The organism is Paenirhodobacter ferrireducens (assembly GCF_004022265.1).
Lineage (GTDB): Bacteria > Pseudomonadota > Alphaproteobacteria > Rhodobacterales > Rhodobacteraceae > Rhodobacter > Rhodobacter ferrireducens.
On record NZ_SAVB01000003.1, the window covers coordinates 119,132 to 135,557 of the forward strand.

General features: G+C 68.3%; 15 protein-coding genes. 10 read left to right on the forward strand and 5 right to left on the reverse strand.

The features are described from left to right. Nucleotides 1-107 precede the first annotated feature (107 nt). The gene (gene carA, locus EOW65_RS03280) at nt 108-1,274 is read right to left on the reverse strand and encodes a glutamine-hydrolyzing carbamoyl-phosphate synthase small subunit (RefSeq protein ID WP_128147578.1); all 1,167 of its coding nucleotides are present in this window, start codon (nt 1,272-1,274) and stop codon (nt 108-110) included. A gap of 168 nt (nt 1,275-1,442) precedes the next feature. On the opposite strand from carA, the gene EOW65_RS03285 reads away from it, so the two are divergent. From EOW65_RS03285 to EOW65_RS03305, 5 genes are all read left to right on the forward strand, one after another. Continuing rightward, nucleotides 1,443-1,901: a GatB/YqeY domain-containing protein gene (locus EOW65_RS03285; protein WP_128147579.1), complete on the forward strand. Its 459-nt coding sequence runs from the start codon at nt 1,443-1,445 to the stop codon at nt 1,899-1,901. Between the two features lie 417 nt (nt 1,902-2,318). Then, nucleotides 2,319-3,422: an ABC transporter ATP-binding protein gene (locus tag EOW65_RS03290; RefSeq protein ID WP_128147580.1), complete on the forward strand. Its 1,104-nt coding sequence runs from the start codon at nt 2,319-2,321 to the stop codon at nt 3,420-3,422. Nucleotides 3,423-3,531: 109 nt separating this feature from the next. Continuing rightward, the gene (locus EOW65_RS03295) at nt 3,532-4,605 is read left to right on the forward strand and encodes an ABC transporter substrate-binding protein (RefSeq protein ID WP_128147581.1); all 1,074 of its coding nucleotides are present in this window, start codon (nt 3,532-3,534) and stop codon (nt 4,603-4,605) included. A 123-nt stretch (nt 4,606-4,728) separates the two neighbouring features. Beyond that, nucleotides 4,729-5,982, forward strand: coding sequence for an ABC transporter permease (locus tag EOW65_RS03300; RefSeq protein ID WP_128147582.1), 1,254 nt, complete (start codon nt 4,729-4,731; stop codon nt 5,980-5,982). A gap of 13 nt (nt 5,983-5,995) precedes the next feature. Beyond that, complete coding sequence (locus tag EOW65_RS03305; RefSeq protein WP_128147583.1) at nt 5,996-6,955, forward strand: ABC transporter permease; 960 nt, start codon at nt 5,996-5,998, stop codon at nt 6,953-6,955. Between the two features lie 434 nt (nt 6,956-7,389). Here the strand turns inward: EOW65_RS03305 and EOW65_RS03310 are convergent, their stop codons facing one another. Further along, nucleotides 7,390-8,004 (reverse strand): response regulator, encoded by a 615-nt coding sequence (locus tag EOW65_RS03310; protein WP_128147664.1) that lies wholly within the window; start codon nt 8,002-8,004, stop codon nt 7,390-7,392. 334 nt (nt 8,005-8,338) lie between these two features. Between EOW65_RS03310 and EOW65_RS03315 the strand changes: the two genes are divergently transcribed. The 5 genes from EOW65_RS03315 (at nt 8,339) to EOW65_RS03330 (ending at nt 14,002) form a co-directional block, all read left to right on the forward strand. Next, entirely contained in the window at nt 8,339-8,887 is a 549-nt protein-coding gene (locus tag EOW65_RS03315; RefSeq protein ID WP_128147584.1) for an oxidoreductase, read from the forward strand. An 18-nt stretch (nt 8,888-8,905) separates the two neighbouring features. After that, nucleotides 8,906-11,521: a PAS domain-containing hybrid sensor histidine kinase/response regulator gene (locus EOW65_RS03320; RefSeq protein ID WP_128147585.1), complete on the forward strand. Its 2,616-nt coding sequence runs from the start codon at nt 8,906-8,908 to the stop codon at nt 11,519-11,521. A 308-nt stretch (nt 11,522-11,829) separates the two neighbouring features. Then, complete coding sequence (locus EOW65_RS20350; protein WP_276319589.1) at nt 11,830-11,961, forward strand: hypothetical protein; 132 nt, start codon at nt 11,830-11,832, stop codon at nt 11,959-11,961. A 19-nt stretch (nt 11,962-11,980) separates the two neighbouring features. Then, complete coding sequence (locus EOW65_RS03325; protein WP_128147586.1) at nt 11,981-12,901, forward strand: glycosyltransferase family 2 protein; 921 nt, start codon at nt 11,981-11,983, stop codon at nt 12,899-12,901. A gap of 30 nt (nt 12,902-12,931) precedes the next feature. Further along, complete coding sequence (locus EOW65_RS03330; RefSeq protein ID WP_128147587.1) at nt 12,932-14,002, forward strand: glycosyltransferase family 2 protein; 1,071 nt, start codon at nt 12,932-12,934, stop codon at nt 14,000-14,002. Here the strand turns inward: EOW65_RS03330 and EOW65_RS03335 are convergent. The 3 genes from EOW65_RS03335 to EOW65_RS03345 are packed head-to-tail and all read right to left on the reverse strand — an operon-like array spanning nt 13,888 to nt 16,417. After that, complete coding sequence (locus EOW65_RS03335; protein ID WP_128147588.1) at nt 13,888-14,832, reverse strand: AEC family transporter; 945 nt, start codon at nt 14,830-14,832, stop codon at nt 13,888-13,890. The genes EOW65_RS03330 and EOW65_RS03335 overlap by 115 nt on opposite strands. Next, nucleotides 14,829-15,629 carry an MBL fold metallo-hydrolase gene (locus tag EOW65_RS03340; protein WP_128147589.1) on the reverse strand — a complete coding sequence of 267 codons (801 nt, stop codon included), beginning with the start codon at nt 15,627-15,629 and terminating at the stop codon, nt 14,829-14,831. The genes EOW65_RS03335 and EOW65_RS03340 overlap by 4 nt, the downstream gene beginning before the upstream one ends. Continuing rightward, nucleotides 15,626-16,417 (reverse strand): TatD family hydrolase, encoded by a 792-nt coding sequence (locus EOW65_RS03345; protein ID WP_206364012.1) that lies wholly within the window; start codon nt 16,415-16,417, stop codon nt 15,626-15,628. The genes EOW65_RS03340 and EOW65_RS03345 overlap by 4 nt, the downstream gene beginning before the upstream one ends. Nucleotides 16,418-16,426 lie beyond the last annotated feature (9 nt).

A 16,426-nucleotide genomic window follows, 5' to 3' on the forward strand; every position in this document is an offset into this window, starting at 1 on the left:
GCGTTAATCTTGTCCTGCCGCCCGGTGTGCCGGCGGGGAGGGGGAGACGGAAAAGGGGCGGCCCGGTGTCCCGAAGCCGCCCCCCGAAGATCCTGTCTGTGGCGCGCTCAGCCGGCGCGGCGGGCGCGCATCGCCTCGGCGAAGCGCTCGAAGAGGTAATAGCTGTCCTGCGGGCCGGGGCTCGCCTCGGGGTGATACTGCACCGAGAACACCGGCCGCCCCTCCATCGCGATGCCGCAGTTCGAACCGTCGAAGAGCGAGACATGGGTCTCCTGCACGCCCTTCGGCAGGGTCTGCGCATCGACGGTGAAGCCGTGGTTCATCGAGGTGATCTCGACCTTGCCGGTGGTCAGGTCCTTGACCGGGTGGTTGGCGCCGTGGTGGCCGTGGTTCATCTTGATCGTCTTCGCGCCAAGCGCGAGGGCGAGCATCTGGTGGCCGAGGCAGATGCCGAAGAGCGGCAGTTCGGTGTCCAGAATGCCCTTGATCATCGGCACGGCATATTCGCCGGTGGCGGCCGGGTCGCCGGGGCCGTTCGACAGGAACACGCCCTCGGGGTTCAGCGCGAGCACATCCTCGGCCGTGGCGCTGGCCGGCAGCACGGTGACGTCGCAGCCGGCCGAGGCGAGGCAGCGCAGGATGTTGCGCTTCGCGCCATAGTCGATCGCGACGACCTTCAGGCCCGGGCCCTCGCGGCGGCTATAGCCCTCGGGCCAGGCCCAGCGTTTCTCGTTCCAGCTGTAGCTTTGCGCGCAGGTCACGTCCTTGGCGAGGTCGAGACCGACGAGGCCCTTCCACTCGCGCGCCTTCTTCACCAGCGCCTCGATGTCGAAGTTGCCCTCCGGGTCGTGGGCGATGGCGACATGTGGGGCGCCCTGCTGGCGGATCGCGCGGGTCAGCCGGCGGGTGTCGACGCCGCCGACGCCGATCCGGCCGGTCTTCTCCAGCCAGTCGACGAGGTCGTCAGTGGCGCGCCAGTTCGAGGGATCGGTCGGGTCCCATTTCACCACGAGGCCGGCGGCGACCGGCTCGGCGGTCTCGTCATCCTCGGCGTTGACGCCGACGTTGCCGATATGGGGGAAGGTGAAGGTGACGACCTGGCCTGCATAGCTCGGGTCGGTCATGATTTCCTGATAGCCGGTCATCGCGGTGTTGAACACCAGCTCAGCGACGGTGACGCCGGTGGCGCCGAAGCCCTTGCCGTAGAACAGCTGGCCGTCTGCCAGCGCGATCAGCGCGGTGGGCTTTTCCGATGACTGGTGATTGGCAGGCATGGTGCGACTCCCCGGGGCAAAATCTGCTGGAACCTACGGGGGGAGAACAGCCGGGTCAAGGCCCTTGGGGTAAAAGATGTTTTCATTTAAAATCAATAACTTGCGCCGCTTGCGCCGGGGCGCCTGCGGGGGTATCCTGAGCCTCTTGATCCAGATGGGGATAACGTGATGCAGATGCGCGAGCGGCTTTCCGCGGCTTTGAAAGAGGCGATGAAGGCGAAGGACGCTGCCCGTCTCTCGACGCTGCGGCTGATCAATGCCGCGATCAAGGATCGCGAGATCGCGATGCGGACCGAGGGCGAGACAGTGTCGATCGGCGATGCCGAGGTGCTGGGCATCCTTGGCAAGATGGTGAAGCAGCGCCAGGAATCGGCGCGCGCCTATGAAGAGGGCGGCCGGCTCGAGCTGGCCGAGAAGGAACTCGCCGAAGTCAAGGTGATCGAGGAGTTCCTGCCGCGGCAGCTGACTGCCGACGAAACGACGGCGGCGATCGACGCGGCGATCGCTAAGGTCGGCGCCAGCTCGATCCGCGACATGGGCCGCGTGATGGCCGAGCTGAAGACGAAATACACCGGGCAGATGGACTTTGGTGCCGTCGGCCCGATGGTGAAGACCCGGCTCGGCTGAGCCTGCGGAGCGCTGCCCTGCGCGCCCGTGCGGGCGGCGCGGGGCGGCCCGCATCTTTCCCGACAGTGGTGACGCGTGCGGCCCCGGCCGCGATTCGTCCGCGCCCTTGAAAGCGGCGCGGCGGCGGCGTTTGGCGCGACGATTCGACCTCCGCCGGCCTCGCGCGGTTGACGCCACGTCTGCCGGCGCGGCGGGGACCGTTGTCGCGATGCCTCGAAAATGGACAGTCTGACGTGGGAGGCAGGTCGCGCTTTGAGGCTAGTGCGCCGCTTTCTGACGGTTCGGTGACGCGAGGTCGGTCCGTTTCGGTCCCATTTTGTCGCGACGGGTTTTCCGGGTTGAAATCCGATTGCCCGCTTGCTTAAGTTTCCCCCACGGGAGCAAACGAACCACAAAAAACGACAGGGGAGCCCGAATTTGACGACCGCAACGACCGACGAAGGTTTCGTCGTATTCGATCACGTCCAGAAGAGCTATGACGGCGAAACTCTGGTGGTGAAGGACCTCAACCTCTCGATCGGCAAAGGTGAATTCCTGACCATGCTTGGCCCGTCCGGCTCGGGCAAGACGACCTGCCTGATGATGCTGGCGGGATTTGAAACCGCCACGCACGGCGAGATACGCCTTGGCGGGACGAACATCAACCACCTTCCGCCGCACAAGCGCGGGATCGGCATGGTGTTCCAGAACTACGCGCTTTTCCCGCATATGACGGTGGCCGAGAACCTGTCCTTTCCGCTCGAAGTGCGGGGCATGGCCAAGTCTGAGCGCGAGGCGAAAGTGACACGCGCTCTCGACATGGTGCAGATGGGCAAGTTCGCGAACCGCCGTCCGGCGCAGATGTCGGGTGGTCAGCAGCAGCGGATTGCGCTGGCCCGCGCGCTGGTCTTCGATCCGGAACTGGTGCTGATGGACGAGCCGCTCGGCGCCCTCGACAAGCAGCTGCGCGAGCACATGCAGTTCGAGATCAAGGCGTTGCACGAGCGGCTTGGCATCACCGTGGTCTATGTCACCCACGACCAGGGCGAGGCGCTGACGATGTCGGACCGCGTGGCGGTGTTCAACGACGGCCGGATCCAGCAGCTCGCGCCGCCGGACGAGCTTTACGAGCGGCCGAAGAACAGCTTCGTGGCGCAGTTCATCGGCGAGAACAACAAGCTGCCGGGCACGGTGGAGAGCCTCGAGGACGAGACCTGCACGGTGCGGCTGCAGACCGGCGAGCTGATCAGCGCGACGCCGGTCAACATCCGCCACGTCGGCCAGGACACGCTGGTGTCGATCCGCCCCGAGCGCATCGAGTTCAAGCCCGAGATGATGCCGCCGGGCGCGCACATGATCGACGCCGAGGTGCTCGAGGTGATCTACATGGGCGACATCTTCCGCACCCGGATGCGGGTTGCCGGGATCGATGACTTTGTGATGAAGTCGCGCAACACGCTCGGCCAGACCCGCCTGCACCCGGGCGAGAAACTGAAGATCGGCTGGCATCCGCAGGACGCGCGCGCCCTCGACCCGATGTGATCCGGGCGCAGCTCAAAAACGCGGGCGGCGGAACCGTCGCCCCGACAGAAATGACGACAAGTCAGACAAGACCAACAGAAGTCAGACAAGACCAACAGGGGAGTAAACCATGAAGAAACTTTTGATCCTCACCACCGCGCTGGTGGCGACAGGCTATGCCGCCTCGGCGCAGGAGCTCAACATCGTCTCCTGGGGCGGGTCCTACACCGTTTCGCAGGTCGAGGCCTATCACAAGCCCTTCACCGAGATGACCGGGGTCAAGATCAACTCGATCGACGCCGACAACCCGGCGACGCCGCTGAAAGCACAGGTCGAGGCCGGCAACGTCTCGATCGACCTTGCAGACATCGAGCTGTCGGATGCGATCCGGCTGTGCGACGAGGGCCTGCTCGAGCCGATCGACCCGGCGATCCTGCCGCCCGCGCCCGATGGCACCCCGGCGACCGAGGACTTCGTGCCGGGTGCGATCCAGGACTGCGCCGTCGCGAACATCGTCTGGGGCACGGTCGTTGCCTATGACAAGACGAAGTTCCCGGGCAACGAGCCCTCGACGCTGGCCGATTTCTTCGACACCACGAAATACCCGGGCAAGCGCGGCCTGCTGAAGACCGCCAAGCGCACGATGGAAATGGCGCTCGTCGCCGATGGCGTCGCTCCCGACCAGGTCTATGAGGTGCTTGGCACCGATGAGGGCGTGGCGCGCGCCTTCAAGAAGCTCGACAGCATCAAGAAGGACATCGTGTGGTGGGAAGCCGGCGCGCAGCCGCCGCAGCTGCTGGCCGACGGCGAAGTGGTGATGACCACCGGCTACAACGGCCGCTTCTTCGCCGCCGAAGTGGGCGAGGGCAAGCCCTTCGGCACGATCTGGGACGGCGAGTACATGGACTATGACCTCTGGGCGATCCCGAAGGGCGCGCCGCATCTCGAGGACGCGAAGAAGTTCCTGGCCTTCTCGACCGATACCCAGCGTCTGGCCGATCAGGCGAAATACATCGCCTACGGCCCGGCCCGGAAATCGTCGAACGCGCTCATCGGTCTTTACAAGGACGGCAAGACCGAGATGGCTCCCTACATGCCGACGAACCCGGAGAACATGAAGAACCCGATCTGGACCGACCCGACCTTCTGGGCGGACCACGATGCGGAACTGGCCGAGAAGTTCAACGCCTGGCTCGCCAGCTGATCGTCTTCCAGTTGATCGTCTGATCGTCTGACTGCGGAGGACGGGGCTGCCCCGTCCTCCCTCTCTCCCCGTGCCGCCGCCTTCGCCGCGGTGGCCCCGACGCGCCTTCCGAAGGGGAACCGAATGACCGACGCGACCTCCCAAATGATCACCACCGCCGACGGCAAGCCACTCAAGGCCGCGCTTGCCGCCTCGCTTGCCGTGCGCCGCCGCCGCGCTTTCCTGCTTGTCGCGCCGCTCTTTCTGTTCATCCTGATCTCGTTCATCGTGCCGATCGGGCAGATGCTGTTCCAGTCGTTCTACAACGACACCTTCAGCAAGAACGCCCCGGCGCTGGTCGAGTGGTTCTCGACCCATCCCGAGGGATCGGAGATCGACGAGAGCGCCTATGCCGCGCTTGCCGCCGACCTCGCGCAGATGAAGAAGGACCGCACCGCCGGCGAGGCGGGCACGCGGATCAACTATGACGTCTCGGGCACCCGCTCGCTCTTCACCTCGACCGCCCGCGGCGCCGACAAGTTCAAGCCGCCGTTCAAGGAGGCGATCCTGCAGGTCGAGAAGAAATGGGACAACCCGAACGTCTGGCGCGCGATGCGCTCGGCCTCGAGCCCCTTCACCCTCGACTTCTACCTCGCCGCGAACGACCTGACCCGCGACGAGAGCGGCAAGATCGTGCCGGTGGCCGAGGGCCAGGCGATCTACAAGAAGCTGATGGGCCGCACGCTGATGCTGTCGCTCGAGATCACCGCGCTGTGTCTGCTGCTGGGTTTCCCGATTGCCTTCCTGCTGTCCTCGCTGCCGATGCGCAAGGCGATGCTGCTGATGATCCTGGTGCTGCTGCCGTTCTGGACCTCGCTCCTGGTGCGCACCACCGCCTGGATGGTGCTGCTGCAAAGCCAGGGCGTGGTGAACGACCTGCTGGTCTGGCTCGGCCTCGTGCGCGACGATCACCGCATCCAGATGATGTACAACGAGACCGGCACGATCGTGGCGATGACCCATATCCTGCTGCCCTTCACCATCCTGCCGCTCTATTCGGTGATGAAGACGATTCCGCCCAGCTATGTGCGCGCGGCGCGCTCTCTGGGCGCCACCTCCTGGACCGCCTTCCGCCGGGTCTATCTGCCGCAGACGCTGCCCGGCATCGGGGCAGGGGGGCTTTTGGTCTTCATCCTGGCGATGGGCTATTACATCACCCCGGCCCTCGTCGGCGGCGCCGATGGCCAGATGATTTCCAACATGATCGCGATGCACATGCAAAAGACGCTGAACTGGTCGCTGGCTGCGGCACTGGCCGCAGAGCTGCTGGCGATCGTGCTGATCTTCTTCTGGATCTACGACAAGCTCGTCGGCATCGACAAAATGAAGCTCGGCTGAGGAGAGAGGACCCATGGCGCTTCCCGTCTACGCAAGCCCGCTCGAAAGGCTGTGGCACTATACCTACCTGGTGATCTGCGCGCTGATCCTGCTGTTCCTGATCGCGCCGATCATCATCGTGATCCCGCTCAGCTTCAACGCCGAGCCCTATTTCACCTTCACCGAGAAGATGCTGCATTTCGACCCGTCCGGGTATTCGATGCGCTGGTATGACAAGCTCGTCACCTTCGGCATGCAGAACCCCGAGGCCGAGCGCGGCGCCGCCTTCTGGTGGGACTTCTGGCACAATGCCACCTGGATGCAGGTGACGAAGAACTCGATCATCATCGGCGTCTGTGCGACGCTGCTGTCGGCCGGGCTTGGCACCGTTGCGGCGCTCGGCCTGACCCGGCCCGAGATGCCCTTCCGCAAGCAGATCACCGCGGTGCTGATCTCGCCGATGATCGTGCCGATCATCATCTCGGCCACGGGCATGTTCTTCTTCTACTCCGGCCAGTGGCTGCCGATCATCAGCCTTTCGGGCGGGGTACACATGGAATGGGGCCGGCTCGCGGGCACCTATGCGGGCATCATCCTCGCCCATGCGGCGCTTGGCATTCCCTTCGTCATCATCACCGTGACGGCGACGCTGTCGGGCTTCGACCAGTCGCTGGTGCGGGCGGCGGCCTCGCTCGGGGCGAACCCGCGCACGGCCTTCTTCCGGGTGGTGATGCCGCTCATCCTGCCGGGCGTGGTCTCGGGCGGCCTCTTCGCCTTCGTGACCTCGTTCGACGAGGTGGTGGCGGTGCTCTTCATCGCCAACCACGACCAGCAGACGATCCCGCGGCAGATGTGGAATGGCATCCGCGAACAGATCTCGCCGGCGATCCTCGCGGTGGCGACGATCCTCGTGGTGATCTCGATCGCGCTTCTGGCCACGGTCGAGCTGCTGCGCCGCCGCTCGGAACGGCTGCGCGGCCTCAGCCCGCGCTGAGCGGGCCCTCGGAACCGGACGACACGGGCAGGGGGGCTTCGGCCCCCCTGTCGCGTTTCGGGGGCCGCGCGCAGCGGCGGTGCTGTTTGCGCAGGCTGCACCTGCCCGGGCCAGAGCCTGCTGGAGCTGAAGGGGGGGCGGCCGGGCCAACCGCCCGCTGCGCGGCAGGCGGCCGGCATCGTCGCGCCGGCCGCCGCCGATAAGCCGCAGCAGCGAAAATGTGTTTCCTGCCCGGCAGTAAGGGAGGAGGCGCCTGCCGCAACCGCTTGCCGTGCTGAGAGTGGTGGCTTCGGCGCCTGCAAGCGGCGGGTGACGCAACATCATGGCGGCGCCTCCTCCGGTTCCTTCTAGCGCGGCGTGCTGGCGGATGCCGCCGCGAGGAGGGATCGGGGCAGGGGGCGATGGGAGAGGGGGAACCTATCCGTTCGGATAGGTCAGAACAGCCCCGCGTCGCGCGCGATCATCGCCGCCTGGGTGCGGTTATGTGCGCCGATCTTGCGATAGAGCGTTTTCACATGCAGCTTCACCGTGGGTTCGGTCACCTCGAGGTCGCGGGCGATCTCCTTGTTCGATTTGCCCTCGACGAGCCCCTCGAGCACCTCGGCCTCGCGCCGGGTCAGGCGTTCGCGCAGCGGGTTGGCCGCCTCCTCGGGGGCGGTGCGCAGGAAGTCGAACGGGGCAAATTGCTCGCCCATGGCCATGAAGCGCACGGCATTGACCAGAGATTTCGCGGCGAGCGTCTTCGGCACATAGCCTGCCGCGCCAAGCGCCAGCGCGCGTTCGGCAAGCTCCGGCGTGCCGGTGCCCGAGATCAGCGCCACCCGCTGGCCGTCGCCAAGCGCCATGATCCGCTCGAGCCCCTCGAGCCCGTTCATCCCCGGCATCGTCAGGTCCAGCAGCACAAGATCATAGGCCGGCCCGCGTTCGATCGCGGCGATCGCCGCGGGCAGATCGGCCGCGGTCTCGGCCGCCATGCCGCCCTCGCTCTCGAGGAACAGCACGAGCGTGTCGCGCAGCAGGTCGTGATCGTCGGCGATCAGGATGCGCAGCGGGGGAGCCATGGCATCGGCCGGTCTGCTGGTCACGACTGCTTTCCTCCCGGTCGATTCGCCTTGCGGACATGGTTGCATGCTGTGGTCCTCCCGTCGCATTCATTGCACCGGATCGTGGCGATTTTGGGGAAGGGCCGTCAAACCGGGGGCGATCCGGGCGGCCGGGAGCACCGGGGCCGGGGCCGGCGTGGCCTCCGCGACCTATCCCATCGGATAGGTCGGCTGTGCCGAAGTCCCCGCCGGCCGGCGCCGGATCGTGTTAGCCTGATTTCAACCGCTGCGGGAGATTCTCCGTATATGCATGTCCCGCCCCTCCCATCTCCGGTGCCCCATGACCAGACGTTTTCATCCGCTCCTGTCGCTCGCTCTTGCCGGTGGGCTGCTGCTTGTGCCGGCCCCCGCCATTCTGTCGCAGACCCTCGGTCCGGGGGCGGAGGTGCTGGCGCAAAAGCCCACCGGCGCGGTGCTGCTCACCATCACCGGGCCGGTTGCCGGACAGGCGGTGCCGGTGACGCTGCACCTCGATCAGGCGATGCTGGCAGCGCTGCCGCAGGCGAGCTTCACCACCACCACGATCTGGACCGAGGGGCCGCAGACCTTCACCGGCGTGCCGCTCTCGGCACTGCTGGCCGCGACCGGGATGACCGGCCGGGCAATCCTCGCGCGTGCGATCAACGACTATTCGGTCGAGATCCCGGTCGAGCCTTGGCCGGCCGAGGGCCCGATCGTCGCCTATCTGCGCAATGGCAAGCCGATGTCGGTGCGCGAGAAGGGGCCGCTGTGGATCGTCTATCCCTATGACGCGCGCTCCGACTATCGCAGCGAGGTGATCTATTCGCGCAGCATCTGGCAGCTCGACCGGCTGGAGCTGAAGCCCTGACGGGCCGGGAGACGGGCCGTGTGGGACATCGAGATCGCGACGAAACGGCGTGACGAGGCCCGGCGCGGCCGGCCGCGGCTGCTGCGGTTGCTGCGGCCGGGGCTCGTCGTGCTTGCCCTGGGCCTTGCGCTGGCGGTGATCGCGGGCATGAGCGTCGGGGTGATGGGGCAGATGCGCGCGTTGCGCACCGCCGCGTCGGACAACCTGCAATGGACCCTCGCCCAGGTTGACACCGAGTTCCTGCGTTATCACCACGCGATCGAGGAGGCTCGGGTGAACAGCATGCTGGGCGCGCTGACCGCCGCCGACCTGGCCGAGCTGCGCACCCGCTTCGACATCTTTTACAGCCGCATCGACACCTTCCGCGCCACCGGCACCTATGCCAAGCTGCGCGACGATCCGGAGTTCTCGCGGGCCTTCGCCGACACCGGCGCCGCGCTCGCGCAGATGATGCCGCTGATCGACGCGCCGGACGATCAGCTTGCCGCCGGCCTGGTCGCGCTCGACACCGAAGCCGAGGCGGTGGCGCAGACGGTGCGCTCGCTGTCGCTCATCGGGCTGGCGGAATTCGCCCGCCAGTCCGACGCTGGCCGGGTCGCCATCACCACCATGCTGATGCGGCTCGGCGGTGTCGCCTCGGTGCTCTTCGTCGCGATTTCCCTGCTCGCGGTGTCGCTCCTGCGCCTCTACCGGCTGAGCGAGACCCGCGCGGCCGAACGCGCCGCAACCGCCACCCGGATGCGCACGGTGATCGAGACCTCGCTCGACGGGATCATCGTCTGCGACCGCTCCGGCCGGATCATCGAGTTCAGCCCGGCGGCCGAGACGATCTTCGGCCAGACTGCGGCCGAGGCGAAGGGGCGCGACATGCTCGGGCTGATCCTGCCGCCCGAGGCCGGGATGGCGCCGGGCAGCCTGGCCCTGGCCGCCGAATTGCGCAACCCGCTGCCCGGGGCGCATGACCGCATCTATCTCGACGGCCGGCGGCGCGACGGCAGCACCTTCCCGGCCGAGGCCTCTCTGCGTCCGGCCGACGCCGGCGGCGGCCGGATCTTCGTTCTGTTCATCCGCGACATCTCGGCGCTGAAAGAGGCCGAGGCGGCGCTGACCGAGGCCCGCGACCGCGCCGTCGCCGGCGAGAAGGCGAAAGCCGATTTCGTCGCGGTGATGTCGCACGAGATGCGCACCCCGCTGAACGGGCTGCTTGGCTCGATCTCGCTTTTGCGCGACACCGGGCTCGATGCGCGTCAGCGCCGCTATGTCGACACGGTCGAGCTGTCGGGGCGGCTGCTGAGCGGGCTCGTCAACGACGTGCTCGATCTGTCGAAGTTCGAGGCCGGGATGATGACCCTCTCGCGCGCGCCGTTCCTGCTGTCGCGGGTGCTCGAGGACGTGGTGGCGAACCAGCGCGAGCTGGCGCGGGCACATGGCAACCGGCTTGACTGGAGCTGGTGCGGTCCGGCCTTTGAGCCCTGCATCGGCGATGCGGCCAAGCTGCGCCAGGTGCTGCTGAACCTGGTGAACAACGCCACCAAGTTCACCACCGACGGCGAGATCCGGATCGAGGTGGAGGCCAGCCCGGGCACCGCGGCGCTGTGGGAGGTCGAGTTCCGGGTGATCGACACCGGCACCGGCATCGGCGAGGCGGATCAGGAGCGGATCTTCCGCGATTTCGAGATGCTCGACAGCTCCTATGGCCGGCAGGGCGGCACCGGGCTTGGCCTTGGCATCGCGCGGCGCCTGGTCGAGCTGATGGGCGGCGAGATCGGGGTCGAGAGCACGCCGGGCGAGGGCAGCCTGTTCTGGCTGCGCCTGCCGCTCGAACGGGCCGAGACGGCGCCGCCCGAGGCGCGGGCGCTGCGCAGCCGTCCACGCCGGCGCCGCGCGCCGGTGCACCCGCTTTCAGTGCTGGTGGTCGAGGACAACGAGATCAACCGTACCCTCCTGCGCGAGATGATCGAGGCCGAAGGCCATGCCGTGACCGAGGCGGTGAACGGTCGCGAGGGCGTCGAGCGCGCCGCTTCGACCCGCTTCGACCTGATCTTGATGGATGTTTCGATGCCGGTGCTCGACGGGCGCGACGCAACGCGCGAGATCCGTGCGGGGGCAGGGGCCTCGCGCGATGTGCCGATCATCGGCGTCACCGCCCATGCCCTGCCCGAGGAGCTGGCGGCCTTCCGCGAGGTCGGCATGACCGAGATCCTGAAAAAGCCGATCGACCGGCCCGAGCTGGTGCGGCTGCTTGCCGGCACGGTGCAGGCGGGCGGTGCGCCGGCTCCGGCGCCGGTCTTCGACCCGGAGCGGTGCGGTGCCGGCCTGCTGTCGGCGGTGACACTGCGCGGCCTGTTTGAGCGCTTCGTCGCGCAGGGCGATGCGCTGGCGGCAGAGCTCGCGGCGGGGGCGGCGGGGCGCGAGGAGGTGCTTGCTGCGGTCCATCGCTGTGCGGGCTCGGCGGGCGCACTCGGCGCGCTGCGGCTGCAGATGCGGTTGCAGGCGCTCGAGACCGCGGCGAAGCGGGACGGGGCGGCGTCGCTTGCGGCGGCAGCCGCAGCGGTCACGCCGGTCTGGACGGAAACGCGCGCCGCCATCACCGACTGGCTGGCTGCGCAACGCCCGGGGCCGTCGGCGGGCTGAGCCCGGCCCGGGTCAGCCGCCGGTCGGTCCGTGCCGGGACCGGCCATCAGGCGAGGGCGGCCGCGGCCCGCAGGGCGCCCACTCGGCTTTTGAAACGACAGACAGGGACTGCGGCCGAACTGTCGCAGGGCCGGGCGGGTATTCGCCTGTGCGGCGGGAGAGGGACCCTCTCCGTTCGGACAGGATGGGGCTCCGTCGGCGCCGGTCCGCTCTCCGGGGGCTCCCGCGACGGGGCGGCAGCGGGCGGGGTAAAACAGAAGGCATGACGCAACGGCACTTTGCCCCTCTCCCGGAGCCTTCCGATGACCATGTTCCGCCTTCCCATCGCCGGTCGCCTCGCTTCGCAGATGAGGGCACAGGGACTGTCCGGCGTGGCGCTGCCCGCCGTTGCCGCCCCCCTTCGGCCGCGCCGCCCGGCGTTGTGCCTTGCCACCGCCTGACCAACAGAAAGGCTCCGCCATGCCCCGCTTCTCGATCATCATCCCCTGCCACAACGCCGCCGCCACGCTGCCCGCGACGCTTGCAAGCCTTGCCGCGCAGAGCCTGACCGACTGGGAGGCGCTGCTCGTCGACGACGCCTCGACCGATGCGACCGCGGCGCTGATTGCCGAAGCCGCCGCCGCCGATCCGCGCCTGCGCGCCGTGAGCGCGCCGCGCCCGGGCCTGCCGGCCGCCTACAACCATGCTGCGCTTGCCGAGGCGCGGGGCGAGATCCTCGCCTTTTGCGATGCCGATGACCTCTGGGCGCCGGAAAAACTCGCCCGCTTCGATGTGGCCTTCGCCGATCCGGCGGTGAGCGCGGTCTATGCCCGTGTCGCCTTCTTCCACTCCGATCCGGACCGGCCGAGCACCATCTCGGCGGTGGCCGAGGTGCCGCTGACGATCCTCGACCTGCTGGGCGAGAACCCGGTCTGCACGATGTCGAACCTGGCGATCCGCCGGACCGCCTTCAAGGCCACCCGCGGCTTCGACGAGGACCTCGCGCGCAACGAAGACCTCGAATGGCTGGTGCGCCTTGTGGGGGGCGGTGCACTGGTGATCGGCATCGACGCGGTGCTGACCTTCTACCGCACCAGCCCCGGCGGGCTTTCGGCCGGTCTGACGGCGCCGAAGGCCGGGCGCGCGGCCGCGCTCGAAAGCGCCGCGCGTTGTGGCGGGACGCCCGATCCGCGCCATGCGGCGGTGTTCTTGCGCTATCTCTCGCGCCGCGCACTGCGGCTTGACCCGCGCGGCGGCGTGGCATTGCGGCTCGCGCTGGCGGGGATCGCGGCAAGCCCCGGCGGCTTCTTCGCGAACCCGCGCCGCGGCGCACTGACGGCGGGGGGCGCACTCTTCGCCCCGCTGCTGCCCGGCGCGCTGCGCCGCATCCTCTTTGCCTGACCTGTCCCCCGCCGCCCGAAGGTGCCCATCATGCCCCATGCCTCGATCATCGTGCCCGCCCACAACGCGGAAGCGACACTCGATGCGACGCTGCGCAGCCTGCGCGCGCAGAGCTTCGCCGATCTCGAGATCATCGTGGTCGATGACGGCTCGACCGACCGCACGGTACGGATCGGCGCCGATCACGCCGGCGAGGATCGCCGCGTGCAGCTGGTGGTGCAGGCGAACCGCGGCCCGGCCGCGGCGCGCAACAGTGGTATCCGGGTGGCGCGCGGCGCGATCGTCGGCTTTTGCGACGCGGGCGATCTGTGGCGTCCGCACAAGCTTGCCGCCCATGTCCGCCATCTCGCCGCGGCGCCGGCGGTGGGGCTCAGCTTCTCCGGCTCGGCGCGGATCGGCGGTGCCGGGTACGCGCCTGGCCTGGCGCAGCGGCCGCGGCTGGCGGGCATCCGGCCCGAGCATGTTTTCCTGAGCAACCCGGTGGGCAACGGCTCGGCCGCGGTGCTGCGACGCGCGGCGCTTGACGCGATCGCCTGGCGCCCGGCCGGAGAGAGGCTCTGCGACTGCTGGTTTGACGAGAGCTTTCGCCAGTTCGAGGACCTCGAATGCTGGCTGCGCCTTGCACTGACCACCGACTGGCAGATCGAAGGGGTGCCGGGCGCGCTGACCGCGCATCGGCTGCCCCCGGCGGGGCCCCCGGCGGCCTCCGGGCGGCAGCTTGCCGCCTGGGAACGGGTGGTGGCAAAGCTCACGCCGCTTGCCCCCGAGTTCTTCGCCCGCCACACCCCTGCCGCGCGGGCCTATCAGCTGCGCACCCTTGCGCGGGGCGCGGTCCTGGCCGGGGACGGGCGCGCGGCGCTGTGCCTCGCCCTCGCGAGCCTGCGCCTCTCGTGTCAGCCGCTGCGGCTCGAGCCGGCGAAAACCCTGACGACGCTCGCTGCGGCGCTGGCGTTGCGCCTTTTCGGTACGGCCGTGCCGCCCGAGCCTCAGGGCAGGATCGCGAGCCAGGCCCAGATCGTCAGCACCGACAGGGCGGTTGCGACCAGCACCGAGGAGGCGGCGACGCGTTTTGCCGCGCCATACATGTTGGCAAAGATGTAGGTGTTGACACCGGGCGCCATCGCCGCGCTCATCACCACCGAGCGCAGGCCGGCCGTCGGCAGGTGGAACACCCAGTGCGCCAGCACATAGGCCACCGCCGGATGCACGATGAGCGACAGCGTGGTGACCATGGCAATCGCCCGGCCGTCGCCCGCGGGCTTGTAGCGCATCAGCACGCCGCCAAGCGCGAAGAGCGCCGCCGGCAGCGCCGCGCGGGCCACCATGTCGATCGCCGCCCAGCCGGGCTCGGGCAGGTCCTGCCCGGTCAGCGCGGTGAAGCCGCGGATCGCGAAACCGCACAGGATGCCGATCACCATCGGCGTGGTCAGCACACCGCGGATCGCGTTCACCGCCACCGTGCCCAGCCCCGCACCCCGCGAGCGCGTGGCTTCCATCGTCAGGATGCCGGCGGTGAACAGCAGCGGCGAGTGGATCGAGATGATGGCGAAATTGCCGTCGAGCGCGTCGTGGCCATAGGCGCGCTCGGTGATCGGGATGCCGAGCAGGAGCGCGTTCGAAAAGAGGCAGCAAAAGCCGATCGCCGCCGCGTCGACGGGGGTGCGGTCGAGCCAGAGCCGCGACAGCGCGATGCCGAGGCCGAAGGCCACGAAGGCGCCGACATAGAACGAGACCATCAGCCCCGCGTCATAGCTGGCGCCAAGGTCGAGCTTGGCGATCGAGCGGGCCAGAAGCACCGGGATCGCGAAGGTCTGCGCAAAGCGCATCACCCCGTCGATCGCCGCCTCCGAGATCAGCCGGCGCCAGGCGGCGAGATAGCCGAAGCCTAGGACCAGGAAGACGGGCAGGACGACGTTGACGAGGCCGCTCATTCGGCGGCGAACTCCAGCACCATGCCGTCATAGGCGGCGCGGATGTTCTCGGGCGTCTCGGCCTCGACCGCGTCGTGATCGAGGTCGATGTGCATGTTGGTCAGCACCCCCGAGGCCGCGCCCGAGCGTTCGATCCATTCGAGCGCGAGGGCAAGGTGGGCATGGGTCGGGTGCGGCGTGCGGCGCAGCGCGTCGAGCACCCAGCAATCGAGCCCGCCGAGATGGCGCCAGGCCTCTTCGGGAATGTCGCTGACGTCGGGCAGATAGGCGAGCCCGCCGATACGGAAGCCGAGCGCGTCGATATTGCCGTGTTCGACCCGGAACGGGATGAAGCGGATCGGCCCGCCGGCGCCCGTGATCTCGAACGGGCCGTGGATCGCGCGCAGCTCGCAGATCGGGTGATAGTTGCTGTCGGGCGGCTGCACGAAGGCATAGCCGAAGCGGTTGATCAGCGCTTCCTGCGTATCGCTGTCGGCCCAGACCGGCAGGCGGCGGCGCATGTTGAAGGTGATCTGGCGCAGGTCATCAAGGCCGTGCACGTGATCGGCGTGACTGTGGGTATAGACCACCGCATCGAGTTCGCCGACCTCGGCGCGCAGCAGTTGCGCGCGCATGTCGGGCGAGGTGTCGATCAGCACCCGGGTGATGCCCGCGGGCGCCACCCGCTCGACCAGCATCGAGCAGCGGGTGCGGCGGTTCTTCGGGTTGTCGGGGTTGCACTCGCCCCAGATGCCCCCGAGGCGCGGCACGCCGCCGGAGGAGCCGCAGCCGAGGATGGTGAAACGCATGCGGGTCATCGGGCGGCTTTCGTGAAGAGACGGTCGAAATTGGCGGAGGTGGCGGCGGCGAAGGCGGCATAGTCGAGGCCGAAGACCTCGGCGCCGACGGCCGCGGTCATCGCGGTATAGGCGGGCTCGTTGCGCTTGCCGCGCTTGGGCTTGGGCGCAAGATAGGGGCTGTCGGTCTCGACCAGGATCCGGTCGAGCGGCGCGGCGGCGAAGATGTCGCGCACCTCCTGCGATTTCGGGAAGGTCGCGATGCCCGACATCGACAGGTAGAAGCCGAGGTCGATCGCGGTGCGGGCAAGGGCCGGGCCGGACGAGAAGCAATGCATGACGCAGCCGAAGGGTTTCTCCTTCATGCCCTCGGTCAGGATCGCGGCGGTGTCCGCGTCGGCGTCGCGGGTGTGGATGATGAGCGGCAAGCCGGTTTCCTGCGCCGCGGTGATGTGGACGCGCAGCGAGACCTTCTGCACCTCGGCGCTGTCCGGGGTGTAGTGATAATCGAGCCCGGTTTCGCCAAGGCCCACGAATTTCGGGTGGCGGGCGAGGGCGATCAGCTCGTCCACCGTCGCCATCGGCTCCTCGGCCGCGCTCATCGGATGGGTGCCGGCGGCGTAGAAGACGCCGTCATAGGCCTCGGCGATCGCCCGCACCGCGGGTTCCGCGCGCAACCGGGTGCAGATCGTCACCATCCGGGTGACACCCGCGGCGCGCGCCCGCGCGATCACCTCGGGCAGTTCCTCGGCGAAATCGGGGAAATCGAGGTGGCAGTGGCTGTCGACGATTTCGGAAATGGGGGTGATTTCGGAAAT

Coding starts and splice junctions, on each gene's coding strand:
- EOW65_RS03325 (WP_128147586.1), top strand. CDS start 11,981: ATGCCCCGCTTCTCGATCATCATCCCCTGCCACAACGCCGCCGCCACG.
- EOW65_RS20350 (WP_276319589.1), top strand. CDS start 11,830: ATGTTCCGCCTTCCCATCGCCGGTCGCCTCGCTTCGCAGATGAGGGCA.
- carA (WP_128147578.1), bottom strand. CDS start 1,274: ATGCCTGCCAATCACCAGTCATCGGAAAAGCCCACCGCGCTGATCGCG.
- EOW65_RS03295 (WP_128147581.1), top strand. CDS start 3,532: ATGAAGAAACTTTTGATCCTCACCACCGCGCTGGTGGCGACAGGCTAT.
- EOW65_RS03335 (WP_128147588.1), bottom strand. CDS start 14,832: ATGAGCGGCCTCGTCAACGTCGTCCTGCCCGTCTTCCTGGTCCTAGGC.
- EOW65_RS03340 (WP_128147589.1), bottom strand. CDS start 15,629: ATGACCCGCATGCGTTTCACCATCCTCGGCTGCGGCTCCTCCGGCGGC.
- EOW65_RS03315 (WP_128147584.1), top strand. CDS start 8,339: ATGACCAGACGTTTTCATCCGCTCCTGTCGCTCGCTCTTGCCGGTGGG.
- EOW65_RS03300 (WP_128147582.1), top strand. CDS start 4,729: ATGACCGACGCGACCTCCCAAATGATCACCACCGCCGACGGCAAGCCA.
- EOW65_RS03285 (WP_128147579.1), top strand. CDS start 1,443: ATGCAGATGCGCGAGCGGCTTTCCGCGGCTTTGAAAGAGGCGATGAAG.
- EOW65_RS03305 (WP_128147583.1), top strand. CDS start 5,996: ATGGCGCTTCCCGTCTACGCAAGCCCGCTCGAAAGGCTGTGGCACTAT.
- EOW65_RS03330 (WP_128147587.1), top strand. CDS start 12,932: ATGCCCCATGCCTCGATCATCGTGCCCGCCCACAACGCGGAAGCGACA.